This window comes from Paraburkholderia sp. DHOC27, from assembly GCF_003429005.1.
Taxonomy (GTDB): domain Bacteria; phylum Pseudomonadota; class Gammaproteobacteria; order Burkholderiales; family Burkholderiaceae; genus Paraburkholderia.
Genome location: NZ_QVQV01000003.1, coordinates 158,442 through 173,037, shown reverse-complemented (window position 1 = coordinate 173,037; position 14,596 = coordinate 158,442). Strand labels below are relative to the sequence as shown.

Genomic DNA, 14,596 nt, shown 5'->3' with positions numbered 1-14,596 from the left:
CCGCTTGTCTGCGCGTTTTACCTGCTCGCGCGGCATGGTCTTTCCGCTCCGTCTTGACGGTCACACATGAATTCCAGCGCGGAACCCCTCAGCTTCGATATCGTCGCGCGCATCGCTGAATGCGCGCCGGGGTTGCGTTCGGCTGAACGCAAGGTCGCCGCGCTGATTCTGGACGACCTGACGGGCGCGTCGCGGGCCAGCATCGGCGCGCTGGCGCAGCAGGCAGCGGTGAGCGTCGCGACCGTCACGCGCTTTGCCAAAGCGGTGGGCTGCCGCGACGTGCGCGAACTGAAGCTGCGCCTTGCGCAGGCGGCGGCCGTCGGGCAGCGTTTCTTGCCGAGCGGGGCGTCGGCGGATGTGCCGGAGCCGCTCGCCACCCGCGTCTTCGACGAAGTGCAGACCGCGCTCACGCATAACCATCAGTTGTTGCGCCAGGCGCCGGTCAGCGAAGCCGCCGCGGCGCTACGCGAGGCGCGCATGATCTACGTGTTCGGCATGGGCGGCGGTTCGACCGCGCTCGCCGACGAAATGCGCTTTCGCCTCGTGCGGCTCGGCCGGCCGGTGGCCACGTATCAGGACGGCTTGTTGCAACGGATGGTGGCGAGTACCGTGTCGCGTGACTGCGTGGTGATTGCGCTGTCGACCACCGGGCGCGTGCCCGAAATGGTGGAGAACTGCCGCATCGCACGCAGCTACGGCGCGCGGCTGATTACGCTGACGGCGCCCGCGTCGCCGATGGCCAGGCTGGCCGATTGGGTGATTCCGATCGTCGCGTTCGAAACTGACTTCATTTACAAGCCATCGTCATCACGCTACGCGATGATGATGGCGCTCGACGTGCTCGTCACTGAACTCGCTGTCAGCCAGGGCGACGAGAGCCGCGAGCTGCTGCGCCGCATGAAACATGCGCTCGACGCGCACCGCGGTGGCGGCGACCGACAACCGCTAGGAGATTGATCCATGCATTCGCATCCTGAAGCCGCCGACACGCTGATCATCGACGCGCAACTGTACGACGGCACGGGCGCGCCGCCGGTCGAGCGGGACGTGGCGGTGCGCGACGGCCGGATTGTCGCGATCGGCAATCTGTCGAACTGGCTGGCCGAAGAGGTGATCGAAGCCAACGGCCGCGCGCTGGCGCCCGGCTTCATCGACGTGCACACGCACGACGACACCCACGTGATCCGCGCGCCGCAGATGCTGCCGAAGATCAGCCAGGGGGTGACCACGGTGATCGTCGGCAACTGCGGCATCAGCGCGTCGCCAGTGGCGCTCAAGGGCGATCCGCCCGATCCGATGAACCTGCTTGGCGAGCGCGACGCGTTCAGCTATCCGACCTTCGCCGCCTACGTGGACGCCGTGAACGCGGCGCGTCCGGCGGTGAACGTCGGCGCGCTGATCGGGCATACGGCGCTGCGTAACAATCAGATGGACCGGCTCGACCGCGCCGCGACGCCGCAGGAAATCGAGGGCATGCGTGCGCAGCTCGAAGAAGCGCTGAAGAACGGCGCGCTGGGTCTGAGTTCAGGCCTGGCCTATGGCTCGGCTTTCGCCGCGCCGACCGAAGAAGTGATGGCGCTGGCGGAGCCGCTCGCGGCGGCCGGCGCGCTGTACACCACGCACATGCGGACCGAGTTCGACGCGATCCTCGACGCGATGGACGAAGCCTACCGGGTGGGCCGTCACGCGAGCGTGCCGGTGGTGATCTCGCATCTGAAGTGCGCGGGGCCGTCGAACTGGGGGCGCAGCACCGAAGTGCTGAAGTCGCTCGACGGCGCGCGCCGTTTGCAGCCGGTGGGTTGCGACTGCTATCCGTACAATCGCAGTTCGTCGACGCTGGATGTGAAGCAGGTGACAGGGGATATCGACATCACCGTGACCTGGTCGACACCGCACCCTGAGATGGCGGGCAAACTCGTCAAGGAGATCGCTGCCGAATGGGGCGTCACGCAGCAGGAGGCGGCGAGGCGCCTGCAACCGGCGGGCGCGGTGTACCACAACATGTCGGAGGAGGATGTGCGACGTATCCTGTCGCATCCGGCGTCGATGGTGGGCTCGGACGGATTGCCGAACGACCCGCTGCCGCATCCGCGGCTGTGGGGAGCGTTTCCGCGCGTGTTGGGGCATTACGTGCGCGACGCTGCGTTGTTGCCGCTAGAGGAAGCGATCCGCAAGATGACGAGCCTGTCGGCGCGGCGTTATGGTCTGGCGCAGCGCGGCGAGGCGCATATTGGCTACCACGCGGATCTGGTGCTGTTCGACCCGGAGCGCGTGCGGGACGCGGCGACCTTCGAGAAGCCGCAGCAACCGGCGGATGGCATTGACGCCGTGTGGGTGAATGGCGTGCTGTCGTATCGTGATGGACAGCCCACGGGCGAGCGGGCAGGACATTTCGTGGCGCGCGGTGTGGCGTCCAGAGTGGACGCGCAGGGCGTGTTTTGAGTTTTTGGTTTAATCAACGCAGTGCGCTTTAGTCGACCTTGGCGTTGGACTGGCGTGCTGCTGGATTCTATGAGGAGTGTTGGGTGATGAAGCGATATGGCGTGGAAGGCGGCAAGGGCACGGGTGGTCAACATATGCCGTTTGCGCGGGCAGTCGAAGCCGACGGCTGGTTGTACGTGTCCGGACAGACGCCGATGGAAAATGGCGAGGTGATCAACGGCGGGATTGTGGAGCAGTCGCACAAGGCGATTCAGAACGTTTTCGCGATTCTGAAGGAAGCCGGTTATGGGGCTGAGCACGTGGTGCGGTGTGGTGTGTGGCTGGATGATGCGCGGGATTTTGCGTCGTTCAACAAGGTGTTCCGGGAGTATTTTGGGGAGAATCCGCCGGCTCGGGCGTGTGTTGTTTCGAGTATGGTGATTGATTGCAAGGTCGAGGTGGATTGCGTGGCGTATAAGGCGCCTTCGGCGTAAGGGTTTTTGTTTTTTTGCCTGCGGCCATTTTTGTTTTCTTGCGGCGCAGCGTGTTTGGCTTTGTTTTGGCCTTTCCTTGCATTCTTATTGGTTTATTTGTGTTGCCCCTGTGCGGGGCGGCACCTACTTTTCTTTGCCGGCCGCAAAGAAAAGTAGGCAAAAGAAAGCGGGCTCACACCGCCAGCCCGTAGGTGTCTCCCTCGCCACTCCACCGGCATTGGTCCGAGACGAGATCGTCTCTCGCACAGCGCGAGCCTGTGACACAGCACTCATTCATCCCACTCCGCACTACGTGCGTCGCGGTGGGGCTTGCGGCGGAAAGCGGGTGGGGAGTGCCCCATCCTTTGCGTGGTTCCCTGCGCCATATATTCGGCATGCCGAACAAATCTGATCACGCTTACGCTGGTGGAGCGCAACCAGGACGCGATGCTTTCCGAGAGCAGCACAACTGGGGGTTATGCCCAACAGCGGAGCGCGCAGCGCGACGCGGAGCGGATGATGGCCTGGTCACGAGGGTGAGTGGCGCGAGGGCCGATCTCGTCTCGGACCACCGCCGCGAGAGTGTCGAGGGAGACACCTACGAGCTGGCGGTGTGAGCCCGCTTTCTTTTGCCTACTTTTCTTTGCGGCGGCAAAGAAAAGTAGGTGCCGCCCCGCACAGGGGCAACGCAAATAGACCAATAAGAATGCAAGGAAAGGCCAAAAAACAAACCAACGCGCCGCGAGCAAAAACCTTTATTGCCTCGCAGTCCTGCAATTATCCGGCATAGGCAAATTAAAATTCGTCCGGAACGGATTGATGTCAAGCCCCCCACGCCGCGTATAGCGCGCATAAACCGCGAGCTTCAAAGGCTGACAAGCCTTCATCACATCAACAAAAATCCGCTCCACACACTGCTCATGAAACCCCGTGTGGTTTCGATAAGAAACGATATACCTCAGCAAGCCAGCATGATCGATCTGCGGCCCAACGTAATGAATCTGCACGCTGCCCCAATCAGGCTGTCCTGTCACCGGGCAATTCGACTTCAGTAGATTCGAAAACACGGTCTCTTCGACTGGAGACTCACCCACCGCCGCCGTGAGCAACGAAGGGTCCGGATGATAAACATCCGTATCCAGATCGAGCCGGTCTAGCGACAAACCGTCGAACTCCTCGAGCGCCAGCTTGCCAAAATCCATCGGTCCGGTGAGATGCACCGAAACACTCGCGCCACAGCAAGCCGAAACATCCCGCTTGATCGTATCCCGCACCGCCTCGAAAGACTCAAACGCGGTCTGCGCAAACGAGCCCAGATAAAGCTTGAACGACTTCGATTCGACGATATTCGGCGAGTCCGCCGGCACGTAGAACGTCGCCACTGCAATCTGCGGCTTGCCGCGCTGATTCAGCCACGACAGTTCGTAAGCATTCCAGATGTCCGTGCCGAAAAACGGCAGCTGCGTGCTGATTCCAATCGCGTCGCGCGCGGCCTTGCGTGCGATCGGGAACAGCAACGTCGCGTCGTATTGTTCGGTGTATGCGGCAGGTTTGCCGAGCGGTGATTGTTCGGGTGTCATGATGCGTTCACGATGCCACTCAGCACGTGCCCCGTCGCCGTCACGACGCGGGCCGATTCGCAGTGGCCAATTTGATCGTCGAAGAAAAAGTCCGGCTCGAACTCGCGCAGAAACGCGCTTTTGTCGAGTCCGCCAAGGAACATCGCTTCGTCGATTTCGATGTTCCACGCCATCAGTGTGCGGATCGCCCGCTCGTGTGCCGGCGCCGAGCGCGCTGTCACCAGCGCGGTGCGAATCCGCATTGGCGCGGCCTGGGTCGGCGCGGCTTCGTCCGCCAGTTTCTGCAAACGGTGCAGTGCCTCGAGCAACGGCTTGAGCGGCCCGTCGGCCAGCGGCAAATCCTTGTTGTGGATCTCGTGGCCCACAAAGGCCTTCAGGCCGTCCTTCTGAAATACCTGCTCGGCTTCGTCGGAAAACAGCACCGCGTCGCCGTCGAAAGCAATGCGGATCTCATCCGGATACTTGCTCGCCATTTTCGCCGATTCCGGCAATACGCGTGCGGCGGGGAATCCTGCGGTCAAAGCGTCGCGCACGTCGTCCTGATTGGCGGACAAAAACAGTGACGCATTGAGCGGCTTCAAATACGCAAACGGCGCGCGGCCCCGCGTGAACACGCCACGTTCGATGGACAGCCCATGTTCGCGACAGGAATGAAACGCGCGCAGTCCGCTAATTGGATCGCTGCGCGACAGAATCACCACTTCCACGCGATGCGCCCCCGCATTTAACGCCAGCAGCTTGCGTATCAGCGGAAACGCCACGCCGGGTTTGGCCGGGACGCTCAGACGCGCACGTTGCAGCGTTTCGTACGCGTGCAGATCGCCGTTCTCGTAGACGCGGTTCTCTTCCTCGAAGTCGAACAGCGCGCGCGATGAAATCGCCACCACCAGTTTGTCCTGCAGCGTAATTGCCATCTTTGAGTGCGAACGGTCGAGGTCGAGACGAAAAAACTAGCCAAGAAACAGCCGGTACACCGGGTTGCTCGTCTCTTCCCAGTAGGGATAGCCGAGCGTGGCGAGAAAGCGCTCGAATTCCGCGTTCTCCGTGCCAGGCACCTGAATGCCGACGAGGATCGAACTGTAATCCGCGCCTTGATTGCGGTAGTGGAACAGGCTGATATTCCAGTTCGGCGCCATCGACGACAGGAATTTCATCAGCGCGCCCGGCCGCTCCGGAAACTCGAAGCGGAACAGCCGTTCGTCATGCGCCAGCGGCGAGCGGCCGCCCACCATGTAGCGGATGTGCTGCTTCGACAGCTCGTCGCCGGTCAGGTCCACCGTGGCAAAGCCATGCGCCTCGAAAGCGCCGGCAATCTGCGCCGACTCGCTGCGGTTCCTGATCTGCACGCCCACGAAGATGTGCGCGGAATTCGCGTCCGCGATCCGGTAGTTGAACTCGGTCACGCTGCGCGTGCCCACCAGTTCGCAGAAGCGTTTGAAACTGCCGCGTTCTTCCGGGATCGTCACCGCGAACACGGCTTCGCGCGACTCGCCCACCTCCGCGCGCTCGGCCACGAAACGCATGCGGTCGAAATTCATGTTGGCGCCGGAGGTGATTGCAATCAGCGTCTGATTTTCGATGCCCTCGCGCTCGGCATACTGCTTGGCGCCGGCCACGGCCAGCGAGCCCGCCGGCTCCAGCACGCTGCGGGTGTCCTGGAAGACGTCCTTGATCGCGGCGCACAGGCCGTCGGTGTTGACGATCAGCACGTCGTCGAGATACGCCTGGCACAAACGGAAGGTTTCCTCGCCGACCAGCTTCACGGCGGTGCCGTCCGAAAAGAGCCCCACTTCGTTCAGCGTGACGCGCTCGCCCGCCTTCAACGACTGCGCCATCGCGCAGGAGTCGTCGGTCTGCACGCCAATCACCTTGATCTCGGGGCGCACCGACTTGACGTAAGCGGCAACGCCCGCCGCCAGGCCGCCGCCGCCAATCGGCACGAAGATCGCGTGGATCGGCCCCTGGTGCTGGCTCAGAATTTCCATCGCCACCGTACCCTGACCTGCAATGACGTACGGATCGTCGAACGGATGCACGAACGTCAGGCCGCGCTCTTCCTGCAGCTTGGCGGCGTGCGCATAGGCGTCGCTATACGATTCGCCCACCTGCACGACTTCGACCGTCGGGCCGCCATGCGCCCGCACCGCGTCTACCTTCACCTGCGGGGTGGTGACCGGCACGACGATGATTGCCTTCACGCCCATGCGCCTTGCCGACAACGCCACACCCTGCGCGTGATTGCCCGCCGACGCCGTAATCACGCCGCGCTCCAGCGCTTCGGCCGGAATGTGCGCCATCTTGTTGTACGCGCCGCGCACCTTGAACGAAAACACCGGCTGGTTATCTTCGCGCTTCAGGTAAATCGGATTGCGCAGCCGTGCCGACAGATTCGGCGCATGTTCGAGTTCGGTCTCGCGGGCCACGTCGTAGACGCGCGCGGTGAGGGTTTTCTTCAGGTAGTCGTGGGAAGCCATGCGGGTGGCGCGGTGCGCTTTGTGAGACGGGAAAGGACAATGATAGCGCCAACGGCCCGCGCGCTGACCTCTACCGTTCGGCTAACGTGTGTGCGGATAGGCTCGAGCGCGGCCCAGCGTGGGTCTGGTGCACGTCGCGCTTGCACTCGCGATACGCACAAACTCTACTGCTAACTGCGCCGGCAACTGAACAGCGTGCCCACCCGACCGTCCGGTCGAATAATCAGGGCTCACCGTTTGGAACATATTGCCCCTGCTGGCCGCGTGGAAACCCCGCTACAGCGGGTTTCGGGCGTCAACGCGCGGACGGATCATGCGGTAGAATCCGATTTTGGAACAAGGATCGGAAGATGCACTGGCAGCCTCGGATTGCCCGTTTGATGCCCGTCCCGCGTGAGTCCCAACCCGCGGTGCTCTGGCACGCCGGCGAGCCGTACCTCCGCTATGCACGATCGTGTAGTTGCATCTGAGCGCCGCGAAGCGGCTGGCGTGAGTTGTCCGCCGGCGGGTGCTTCGCTCAACTAGAAGATTTCCAGAATTGCGCCCCACGCGCACCGTCAAGCAGCGCTGCCATCGCCAATGAACGTCGTCAATGAACGAGCGCGCTGAGCTGACCTACCGAGTCGTCCAAACATGAACGCACCTCAAGTATTCGATCCGCACGGCGCCGCCGCTGCGGTGGCCGCCGACCCTGAAGCGCGCCTGCGCGAAATTCCCTATAACTACACGTCGTTCTCTGACCGCGAAATCGTCATTCGCCTGCTGGGCAGCGACGCGTGGAACGCCCTCGCTGAACTGCGTGCCGAACGCCGCACGGGCCGCTCGGCACGCATGCTGTATGAAGTGCTGGGCGACATCTGGGTGGTGCGCCGCAATCCTTATCTGCAGGACGACCTGCTCGACAACCCAAAACGCCGTGCACTTCTGATCGAAGCGCTGCATCACCGTCTCTCGGAGATCGAGAAGCGCCGTCGCGCCGATCTCATCGAGCACGCCGACGAAGCGGGCGTGGGCCGCGCCGCGCGGGTGGAAACGCTGGTCGTCGCCGCGCGCCGCGCAGTGGACGACTTTGCCAACGAATTCGACAAGACCGCCGAGCTGCGCCGTCGTGCGACCAAGGTGCTTGGCCGTGTCACGCAGAAAGACAACATCAAGTTCGATGGCCTGTCGCGCGTCTCGCACGTCACCGACGCAACCGACTGGCGCGTCGAGTATCCGTTCGTCGTGCTGACGCCTGATACCGAAGCCGAGATCGCCGGCATGATCAAGGCCTGCTTTGAACTCGGGCTGACCATCATTCCGCGTGGCGGCGGCACGGGCTACACGGGCGGCGCGGTGCCGCTCACGCCGTTCTCTGCCGTCATCAACACGGAAAAGCTCGAACAGCTCGGCGCCGTTGAACTGACCGAATTGCCTGGCGTGCCGCGCAAGGTGGCGACGATTTTCTCGGGCGCGGGCGTGGTGACGCGTCGCGTGACGGAAGCCGCTGAACAGGCGGGCTACGTGTTCGCCGTGGATCCGACGTCGCTCGACGCTTCCTGCGTGGGCGGCAACGTCGCCATGAACGCGGGCGGCAAGAAGGCGGTGCTGTGGGGTACGGCGCTGGATAACCTCGCCTGGTGGCGCATGGTCGACCCGCAAGGGAACTGGCTGGAAGTCACGCGCCTCGATCACAACATGGGCAAGATCCATGACATCGAAGTGGCGCGTTTCGAACTGAAGTGGTTCGACGGCGAGTTTGCCCCCGGCGAAAAGCTGCTGCGCACTGAATCGCTCGATATCAAAGGCCGCGTGTTCCGCAAGGAAGGTCTCGGCAAGGACGTGACGGATAAATTCCTCGCGGGCCTGCCCGGTATCCAGAAGGAAGGTTGCGACGGGCTGATTACCTCGGCGCGCTGGGTGCTGCACAAGATGCCCGCGCACACGCGCACGGTCTGCCTCGAATTCTTCGGCCAGGCGCGCGATGCGATTCCGAGCATCGTTGAAATCAAGGACTATCTGTTCGAAACCTCGAAGCAGGGCGGGGCGATTCTCGCCGGGCTCGAGCATCTGGACGAACGCTATCTGCGCGCGGTCGGTTATGCGACCAAGAGCAAGCGCAACGCGTTTCCGAAGATGGTGCTGATTGGCGATATCGTTGGGGACGATGCGGACGCGGTGGCGCAGGCCACCTCGGAAGTCGTGCGCATGGCCAACGGCAAGAGCGGTGAAGGATTCGTCGCCGTGAACGCCGAAGCGCGCAAGCGCTTCTGGCTCGACCGCAGCCGTACGGCCGCGATTGCGAAGCACACCAACGCGTTCAAGATCAACGAAGACGTGGTGATTCCGCTCAATCGCATGGGCGAGTACACGGACGGTATCGAACGCATCAACATCGAACTGTCGATCAAGAACAAGCTGCAACTGGTCGACGCGCTCGAAGCGTTCTTTAAGGGCGGCAAGCTGCCGCTCGGCAAGAGCGACGACGCCAACGAGATTCCTAGCGCCGAACTGCTGGAAGACCGTGTGCAACACGCGCTCGATCTGCTCAAGCAGGTACGGGCGCGCTGGGAATTCCTGCGCGACAAGCTCGATCTGTCGTTGCGCGAAGCGCAGCATTATCTGGTGCAACTCGGCTACGCAGGTCTCGCGGAGAAATTCGCCGACCGCGCCGACGCGCAGCCGGACGCGAAGGTCTTCCACATCACGCAGGACCGCACGGTGCGGGTGTCGTGGAAGCAGGAAATCCGCGCCGAACTGCGGCAGATCTTCAACGGCGGCGAGTTCAAGCCGATTCTCGAAGAAGCGCAGGCCATTCACAAGCAGGTGCTGCGCGGCCGCGTGTTCGTCGCGCTGCACATGCACGCGGGTGACGGCAACGTTCACACGAACATTCCGGTCAACTCCGACAACTACGAGATGCTGCAGGACGCCCACACGGCGGTCGCACGCATCATGAAGCTCGCGCGTTCGCTGGATGGCGTGATCTCCGGCGAACACGGTATCGGCATTACCAAGCTGGAATTCCTCACGGACGCCGAGCTGAACGACTTCCGCGCATACAAGCAGCGCGTCGATCCGCATGGCCGCTTCAACGCGGGCAAGCTGCTCGAAGGCGCGGACCTGCGCAATGCCTACACGCCGAGCTTCGGGCTGATGGGCTACGAATCGCTGATCATGCAGCAGTCGGATATCGGCGCGATTTCCGAATCCATCAAGGACTGCCTGCGTTGCGGCAAGTGCAAGCCGGTGTGTGCGACGCACGTACCGCGCGCCAACCTGCTGTACAGCCCGCGTAACAAGATTCTCGCGACGTCCCTGCTGGTGGAGGCGTTCCTGTACGAAGAGCAGACGCGCCGCGGCGTGTCGATCAAGCACTGGGACGAGTTCAACGACGTCGCAGATCACTGCACGGTCTGCCACAAATGCGTGACGCCTTGCCCGGTGAAGATCGACTTCGGCGATGTCACGATGAACATGCGCAACCTGTTGCGCAAGATGGGCAAGAAGAAGTTCAACGCGGGTAATGCTGCCGGCATGTTCTTCCTCAATGCCACCAATCCGCAGACCATTAATCTCGCGCGTACCGCGATGATGGGCGTGGGTTACAAGGCGCAGCGCCTCGGCAACGACGTGCTGAAGAAGTTCGCGAAGAAGCAGACGGCGCATCCGCCGGCAACCGTCGGCAAGCCGAAGGTGGTCGAGCAGGTGATCCACTTCATGAACAAGAAGATGCCGGGCAACCTGCCGAAGAAGACGGCGCGCGCACTGCTGGACATCGAAGACAACAAGATCGTGCCGATCATCCGCAATCCGAAAACCACGACCGTGGATACGGAGGCGGTGTTCTACTTCCCGGGCTGCGGCTCGGAGCGGCTTTTCTCGCAGGTGGGTCTGGCAACCCAGGCCATGCTGTGGGAAGCGGGCGTGCAAACCGTGCTGCCGCCGGGTTATCTGTGCTGCGGTTATCCGCAGCGCGGCTCGGGCCAGTTCGACAAAGCCGAGAAGATCGTCACGGATAACCGCGTGCTGTTCCACCGCGTCGCCAATACGCTGAACTACCTCGACATCAAGACCGTGGTGGTGTCGTGCGGCACGTGTTACGACCAGCTCGCCGGCTACGAATTCGAGAAGATTTTCCCGGGCTGCCGGATCATCGACATTCACGAGTTCCTGCTCGAGAAGGGCATGAAGCTGGATGGCGTCAACGGCATGCGCTACATGTACCACGACCCTTGCCATACGCCGATCAAGACGATGGACCCGGTCAAGCTGGTCAACCAGTTGATGGGCTCGGAGAAAGACGGCTACAAGATCGAGAAGAACGATCGGTGCTGCGGTGAATCGGGCACGCTGGCGGTCACGCGGCCGGACGTTTCGACGCAGGTGCGCTTCCGCAAGGAAGAGGAAATCCGCAAAGGCGCGGCGAAGCTGCGCGGCATTCCGGTGCTGGCACAGGCCGGCGCGAACGGCATCAATCCGGCCAACGCTTCGGCGGGTTCAGCCGGTGCGCCGGAAGGCTCGGTGCTCAAGGCCGGCGACGGCCCGACGCCGAACGGCGCCACCGACATCAAGATTCTGACGAGCTGCCCGTCGTGTTTGCAGGGCTTGTCCCGCTACAACGAGGACGCCAACGTCGAAGCGGACTACATCGTCGTGGAAATGGCGCGTCACGTGCTGGGCGAAGACTGGATGGCGGACTACGTTCAACGTGCCAACAATGGCGGAATCGAGCGCGTGCTGGTTTAATGGCACGACTGACTGTTTCCGCTTGAGGACTACGATGGAATGTGTATTTTGCCGTGAAGATGGCGGCACTGTGCTGTGGCAGGACGATGCGATGCGCGTCGTTCTTGCCGATGAACACGACTACCCGGGTTTTTGCCGGGTAATCTGGAACACGCACGTTGCCGAATTCTCGGATCTGGGTGAGAGCGACCGCGACCGCTTGATGCGTGTGGTCTACGCGGTGGAACGCGCGATGCGGCGCATCCTGCAACCGGTCAAGGTGAACCTGGCGAGCCTTGGCAACCAGGTGCCGCACGTGCATTGGCATGTGATTCCGCGCTTTTCGAACGACGCTCATTTCCCGCTGCCGATCTGGGCGCCGCGTCAGCGTACCGTGTCCGAAGCGATGCTGTCGTCGCGGCGCGCGCAGGCCACACTGCTGCGCGAAGCCGTGCGCCAGGAAATCGAACACGTATTGGGCTGAGCGTCCTATCAATCTGTCTTCCTTCGGGGCCCGTTGCCCAAAGCGGCACGAGGCCCTTCTTACGAGGTCAACATGAGTGGACTGACCCCCGACACACCGGTCCCCACCGGCGTGGTGGTGCATGCCAAATCGCACGTGCTCGAATTGCAGTACGCCAACGGCGAAGCGTTCCGCGTGCCGTTCGAATTGCTGCGCGTGTATTCGCCCTCTGCGGAAGTGCGCGGCCACGGGCCGGGGCAGGAAACATTGCAGACCGGCAAACGCGAGGTGACGATCGTGTCGCTGGAAGGCGTGGGTAACTACGCGCTCCAGCCTACCTTCTCGGACGGCCACTCCACCGGCCTCTATTCGTGGGACCTGCTGTACGACCTCGCCACCCGTCAGGATGAACTCTGGCGCGAATATCTCGACAAACTTGCAGCGGCAGGCGTCGATCGCGACGCGCCGATGGCGGCAAGCGGTGCTGCGCACGGGCACTGTCACTGATACGATTCGGCCTGACTGCCGTGCTGACGCGGCGCAACAATCCAGAATACGCGAAAGGACGAACGCGATGAGCAAAACCCACTTCGGCTTTCAGACGGTCGACGAACAGGACAAAGCGCAGAAGGTGGCGGGCGTGTTCCACTCCGTTGCCGCCAACTACGACCTGATGAACGACCTGATGTCGGGCGGGTTGCACCGGGCCTGGAAGATATTCACGATCGCCCAGGCGAACGTGCGGCCGGGCTACAAGGTGCTGGATATTGCGGGCGGCACGGGCGACCTTTCGAAGGAATTCGCCAAAAAAGCGGGCCCGACCGGCGAGGTCTGGCATACGGACATCAACGAATCCATGCTGCGCGTAGGCCGCGACCGGCTGCTCGACAAGGGCATCATCACCCCGGCGCTGCTCTGCGATGCGGAAAAAATCCCCTTTCCGGACAACTATTTCGACGTGGTGACGGTGGCGTTCGGCCTGCGCAACATGACCCACAAGGACATGGCGCTAGCGGAAATGCGCCGCGTGCTCAAACCGGCGGGGCGTCTGCTGGTGCTCGAATTTTCCAAGGTATGGGATCCGCTCAAAAAGGCCTACGATGTGTATTCGTTCAAGGTGCTGCCGTGGCTCGGCGAGCGCTTTGCGAAGGACGCGGAGAGCTACCGTTACCTGGCCGAATCCATCCGGATGCACCCCGACCAGGAAACTTTAAAAACGATGATGGAACAAGCTGGCCTCGACGGCGTCAAATATTACAATTTGTCAGCTGGTGTGGTAGCTTTACACGTGGGGACCAAATACTAGGGTCCCTAACCCTCCGTTTTTAAAGGAATATTCCATCATGTCCGATTCTCGTTTGTTATCTTCCCGTAAGGCTCCGGGTTCCCTGGCAAGAAGAATCGGACTGGCAGCAATGGTCGGTCCGGTCATGTTTGCGACCGTTGCATCACTCGACGCCGAAGCGCGTCGCATGGGCGGCGGTCGCAGCTTTGGTCGCCAGCAGTCCAGCACCATGCAGCGTCAGACCACGCCGCCGGCACAACCCAGCCAACCTACCCAGCAATCCGCGCAGGCCGCTCAGGCACAGCGGGCGCAACCGGCTCCGGCGCCGGCCGCCACGCCTAACCGCTCGCGCTGGCTCGGGCCCATTGCCGGCCTGGCAGCGGGTCTGGGTATCGCAGCATTGCTCTCGCACTTCGGCCTCGGTGAGGCGTTTGCTGGCGCAATGGCCAACATGCTCGTGATCGCCGCCATCGCCATGCTGGCAATCTGGCTGATCCGCCGCTTCGTGGGCCGCAAGCGTGACGCGGCAGGGCCGGAGTATGCGGGCAGCGCACCGAGCCTGAACGCCCGGCGCGACAGCTATGCACAGGAGCCGAGTTTCACGCCGGCGCAGTCGAGCCCGTCGTTCCCGCCGCAAGTTAGTGCGCCGGTGTTTGGCGCGCCTGGTGGGTACGCCGCGCAGTCGGCGCCGGTGGCGCCCGCGGTTCCGGCTGGCTTCGATTCGGAAGCGTTCATCCGCAATGCCAAGGTTTACTTCGTGCGCCTGCAGGCAGCGTGGGACGTGCGCAATATCGAGGACATCCGCGAATTCACCACGCCTGAAATGTTTGCCGAAGTGAAGGTCGATCTGGACGCGCGCGGAGCCGAGCAGAATCTGACGGACGTCGTGCAGTTGAACGCCGACTTGCTGGGCGTTGAAGATCGCGGCAACGAATACTTCGCCAGCGTGCGCTTCTCGGGCCTGATCCGCGAGACGGCCGGCGCGCCCGCCGAGCCGTTTGCGGAGATCTGGAACCTGTCGAGAGCGAACCGGGCCGGCGAAGGCTGGCTGCTTGCCGGCATCCAGCAGATCGGCGAGACGGCGGGTACCCACTGACCTCGCGCCTTGCATCAAGCGTTGGCCGTTCGGCAGAGGCAAGCCGGAAGCGAACGGACGTTACAATAGGAACCCGCGCGGGCACCTCGCTCGCGCG

Annotated in this window: 11 protein-coding genes; 8 read left to right on the top strand and 3 right to left on the bottom strand. The window is 62.6% G+C overall.

The annotated features are described in order from the left end of the window. The first annotated feature begins 66 nt into the window (after positions 1–66). From D0B32_RS12735 to D0B32_RS12725, 3 genes are all read left to right on the top strand, one after another. Positions 67–957, top strand: a complete 891-nt coding sequence (locus D0B32_RS12735) for a MurR/RpiR family transcriptional regulator (RefSeq protein ID WP_117334350.1) — start codon at positions 67–69, stop codon at positions 955–957. 3 nt (positions 958–960) lie between these two features. Further along, positions 961–2,442 carry an amidohydrolase family protein gene (locus tag D0B32_RS12730; protein WP_117334349.1) on the top strand — a complete coding sequence of 494 codons (1,482 nt, stop codon included), beginning with the start codon at positions 961–963 and terminating at the stop codon, positions 2,440–2,442. A gap of 86 nt (positions 2,443–2,528) precedes the next feature. Continuing rightward, positions 2,529–2,915 carry a RidA family protein gene (locus tag D0B32_RS12725; protein ID WP_117334348.1) on the top strand — a complete coding sequence of 129 codons (387 nt, stop codon included), beginning with the start codon at positions 2,529–2,531 and terminating at the stop codon, positions 2,913–2,915. Positions 2,916–3,649: 734 nt separating this feature from the next. On the opposite strand, the gene queF is transcribed toward D0B32_RS12725, so the two are convergent. Genes queF through ilvA form a run of 3 tightly spaced genes read right to left on the bottom strand, consistent with a single transcriptional unit; the run spans position 3,650 to position 6,948 of the window. Then, positions 3,650–4,474, bottom strand: a complete 825-nt coding sequence (gene queF, locus D0B32_RS12720; RefSeq protein WP_117334347.1) for an NADPH-dependent 7-cyano-7-deazaguanine reductase QueF — start codon at positions 4,472–4,474, stop codon at positions 3,650–3,652. Further along, positions 4,471–5,388, bottom strand: coding sequence for a 5'-nucleotidase (locus D0B32_RS12715; RefSeq protein WP_117334346.1), 918 nt, complete (start codon positions 5,386–5,388; stop codon positions 4,471–4,473). The genes queF and D0B32_RS12715 overlap by 4 nt, the downstream gene beginning before the upstream one ends. A gap of 36 nt (positions 5,389–5,424) precedes the next feature. Continuing rightward, the gene (gene ilvA / locus D0B32_RS12710) at positions 5,425–6,948 is read right to left on the bottom strand and encodes a threonine ammonia-lyase, biosynthetic (protein WP_117334345.1); all 1,524 of its coding nucleotides are present in this window, start codon (positions 6,946–6,948) and stop codon (positions 5,425–5,427) included. 633 nt (positions 6,949–7,581) lie between these two features. On the opposite strand from ilvA, the gene D0B32_RS12705 reads away from it, so the two are divergent. The 5 genes from D0B32_RS12705 (at position 7,582) to D0B32_RS12685 (ending at position 14,499) form a co-directional block, all read left to right on the top strand. Beyond that, the gene (locus D0B32_RS12705; RefSeq protein WP_117334344.1) at positions 7,582–11,676 is read left to right on the top strand and encodes a DUF3683 domain-containing protein; all 4,095 of its coding nucleotides are present in this window, start codon (positions 7,582–7,584) and stop codon (positions 11,674–11,676) included. A gap of 34 nt (positions 11,677–11,710) precedes the next feature. Then, positions 11,711–12,139 carry an HIT family protein gene (locus D0B32_RS12700; protein ID WP_117334343.1) on the top strand — a complete coding sequence of 143 codons (429 nt, stop codon included), beginning with the start codon at positions 11,711–11,713 and terminating at the stop codon, positions 12,137–12,139. A 72-nt stretch (positions 12,140–12,211) separates the two neighbouring features. Then, on the top strand, positions 12,212–12,625 hold the full coding sequence (locus D0B32_RS12695) for a gamma-butyrobetaine hydroxylase-like domain-containing protein (RefSeq protein ID WP_117334342.1): 414 nt from the start codon (positions 12,212–12,214) through the stop codon (positions 12,623–12,625). Positions 12,626–12,692: 67 nt separating this feature from the next. Then, entirely contained in the window at positions 12,693–13,424 is a 732-nt protein-coding gene (gene ubiE / locus D0B32_RS12690) for a bifunctional demethylmenaquinone methyltransferase/2-methoxy-6-polyprenyl-1,4-benzoquinol methylase UbiE (protein WP_117334341.1), read from the top strand. Positions 13,425–13,461: 37 nt separating this feature from the next. Continuing rightward, positions 13,462–14,499, top strand: a complete 1,038-nt coding sequence (locus D0B32_RS12685; protein WP_117334340.1) for a Tim44 domain-containing protein — start codon at positions 13,462–13,464, stop codon at positions 14,497–14,499. The last annotated feature ends 97 nt before the right edge of the window (positions 14,500–14,596 follow it).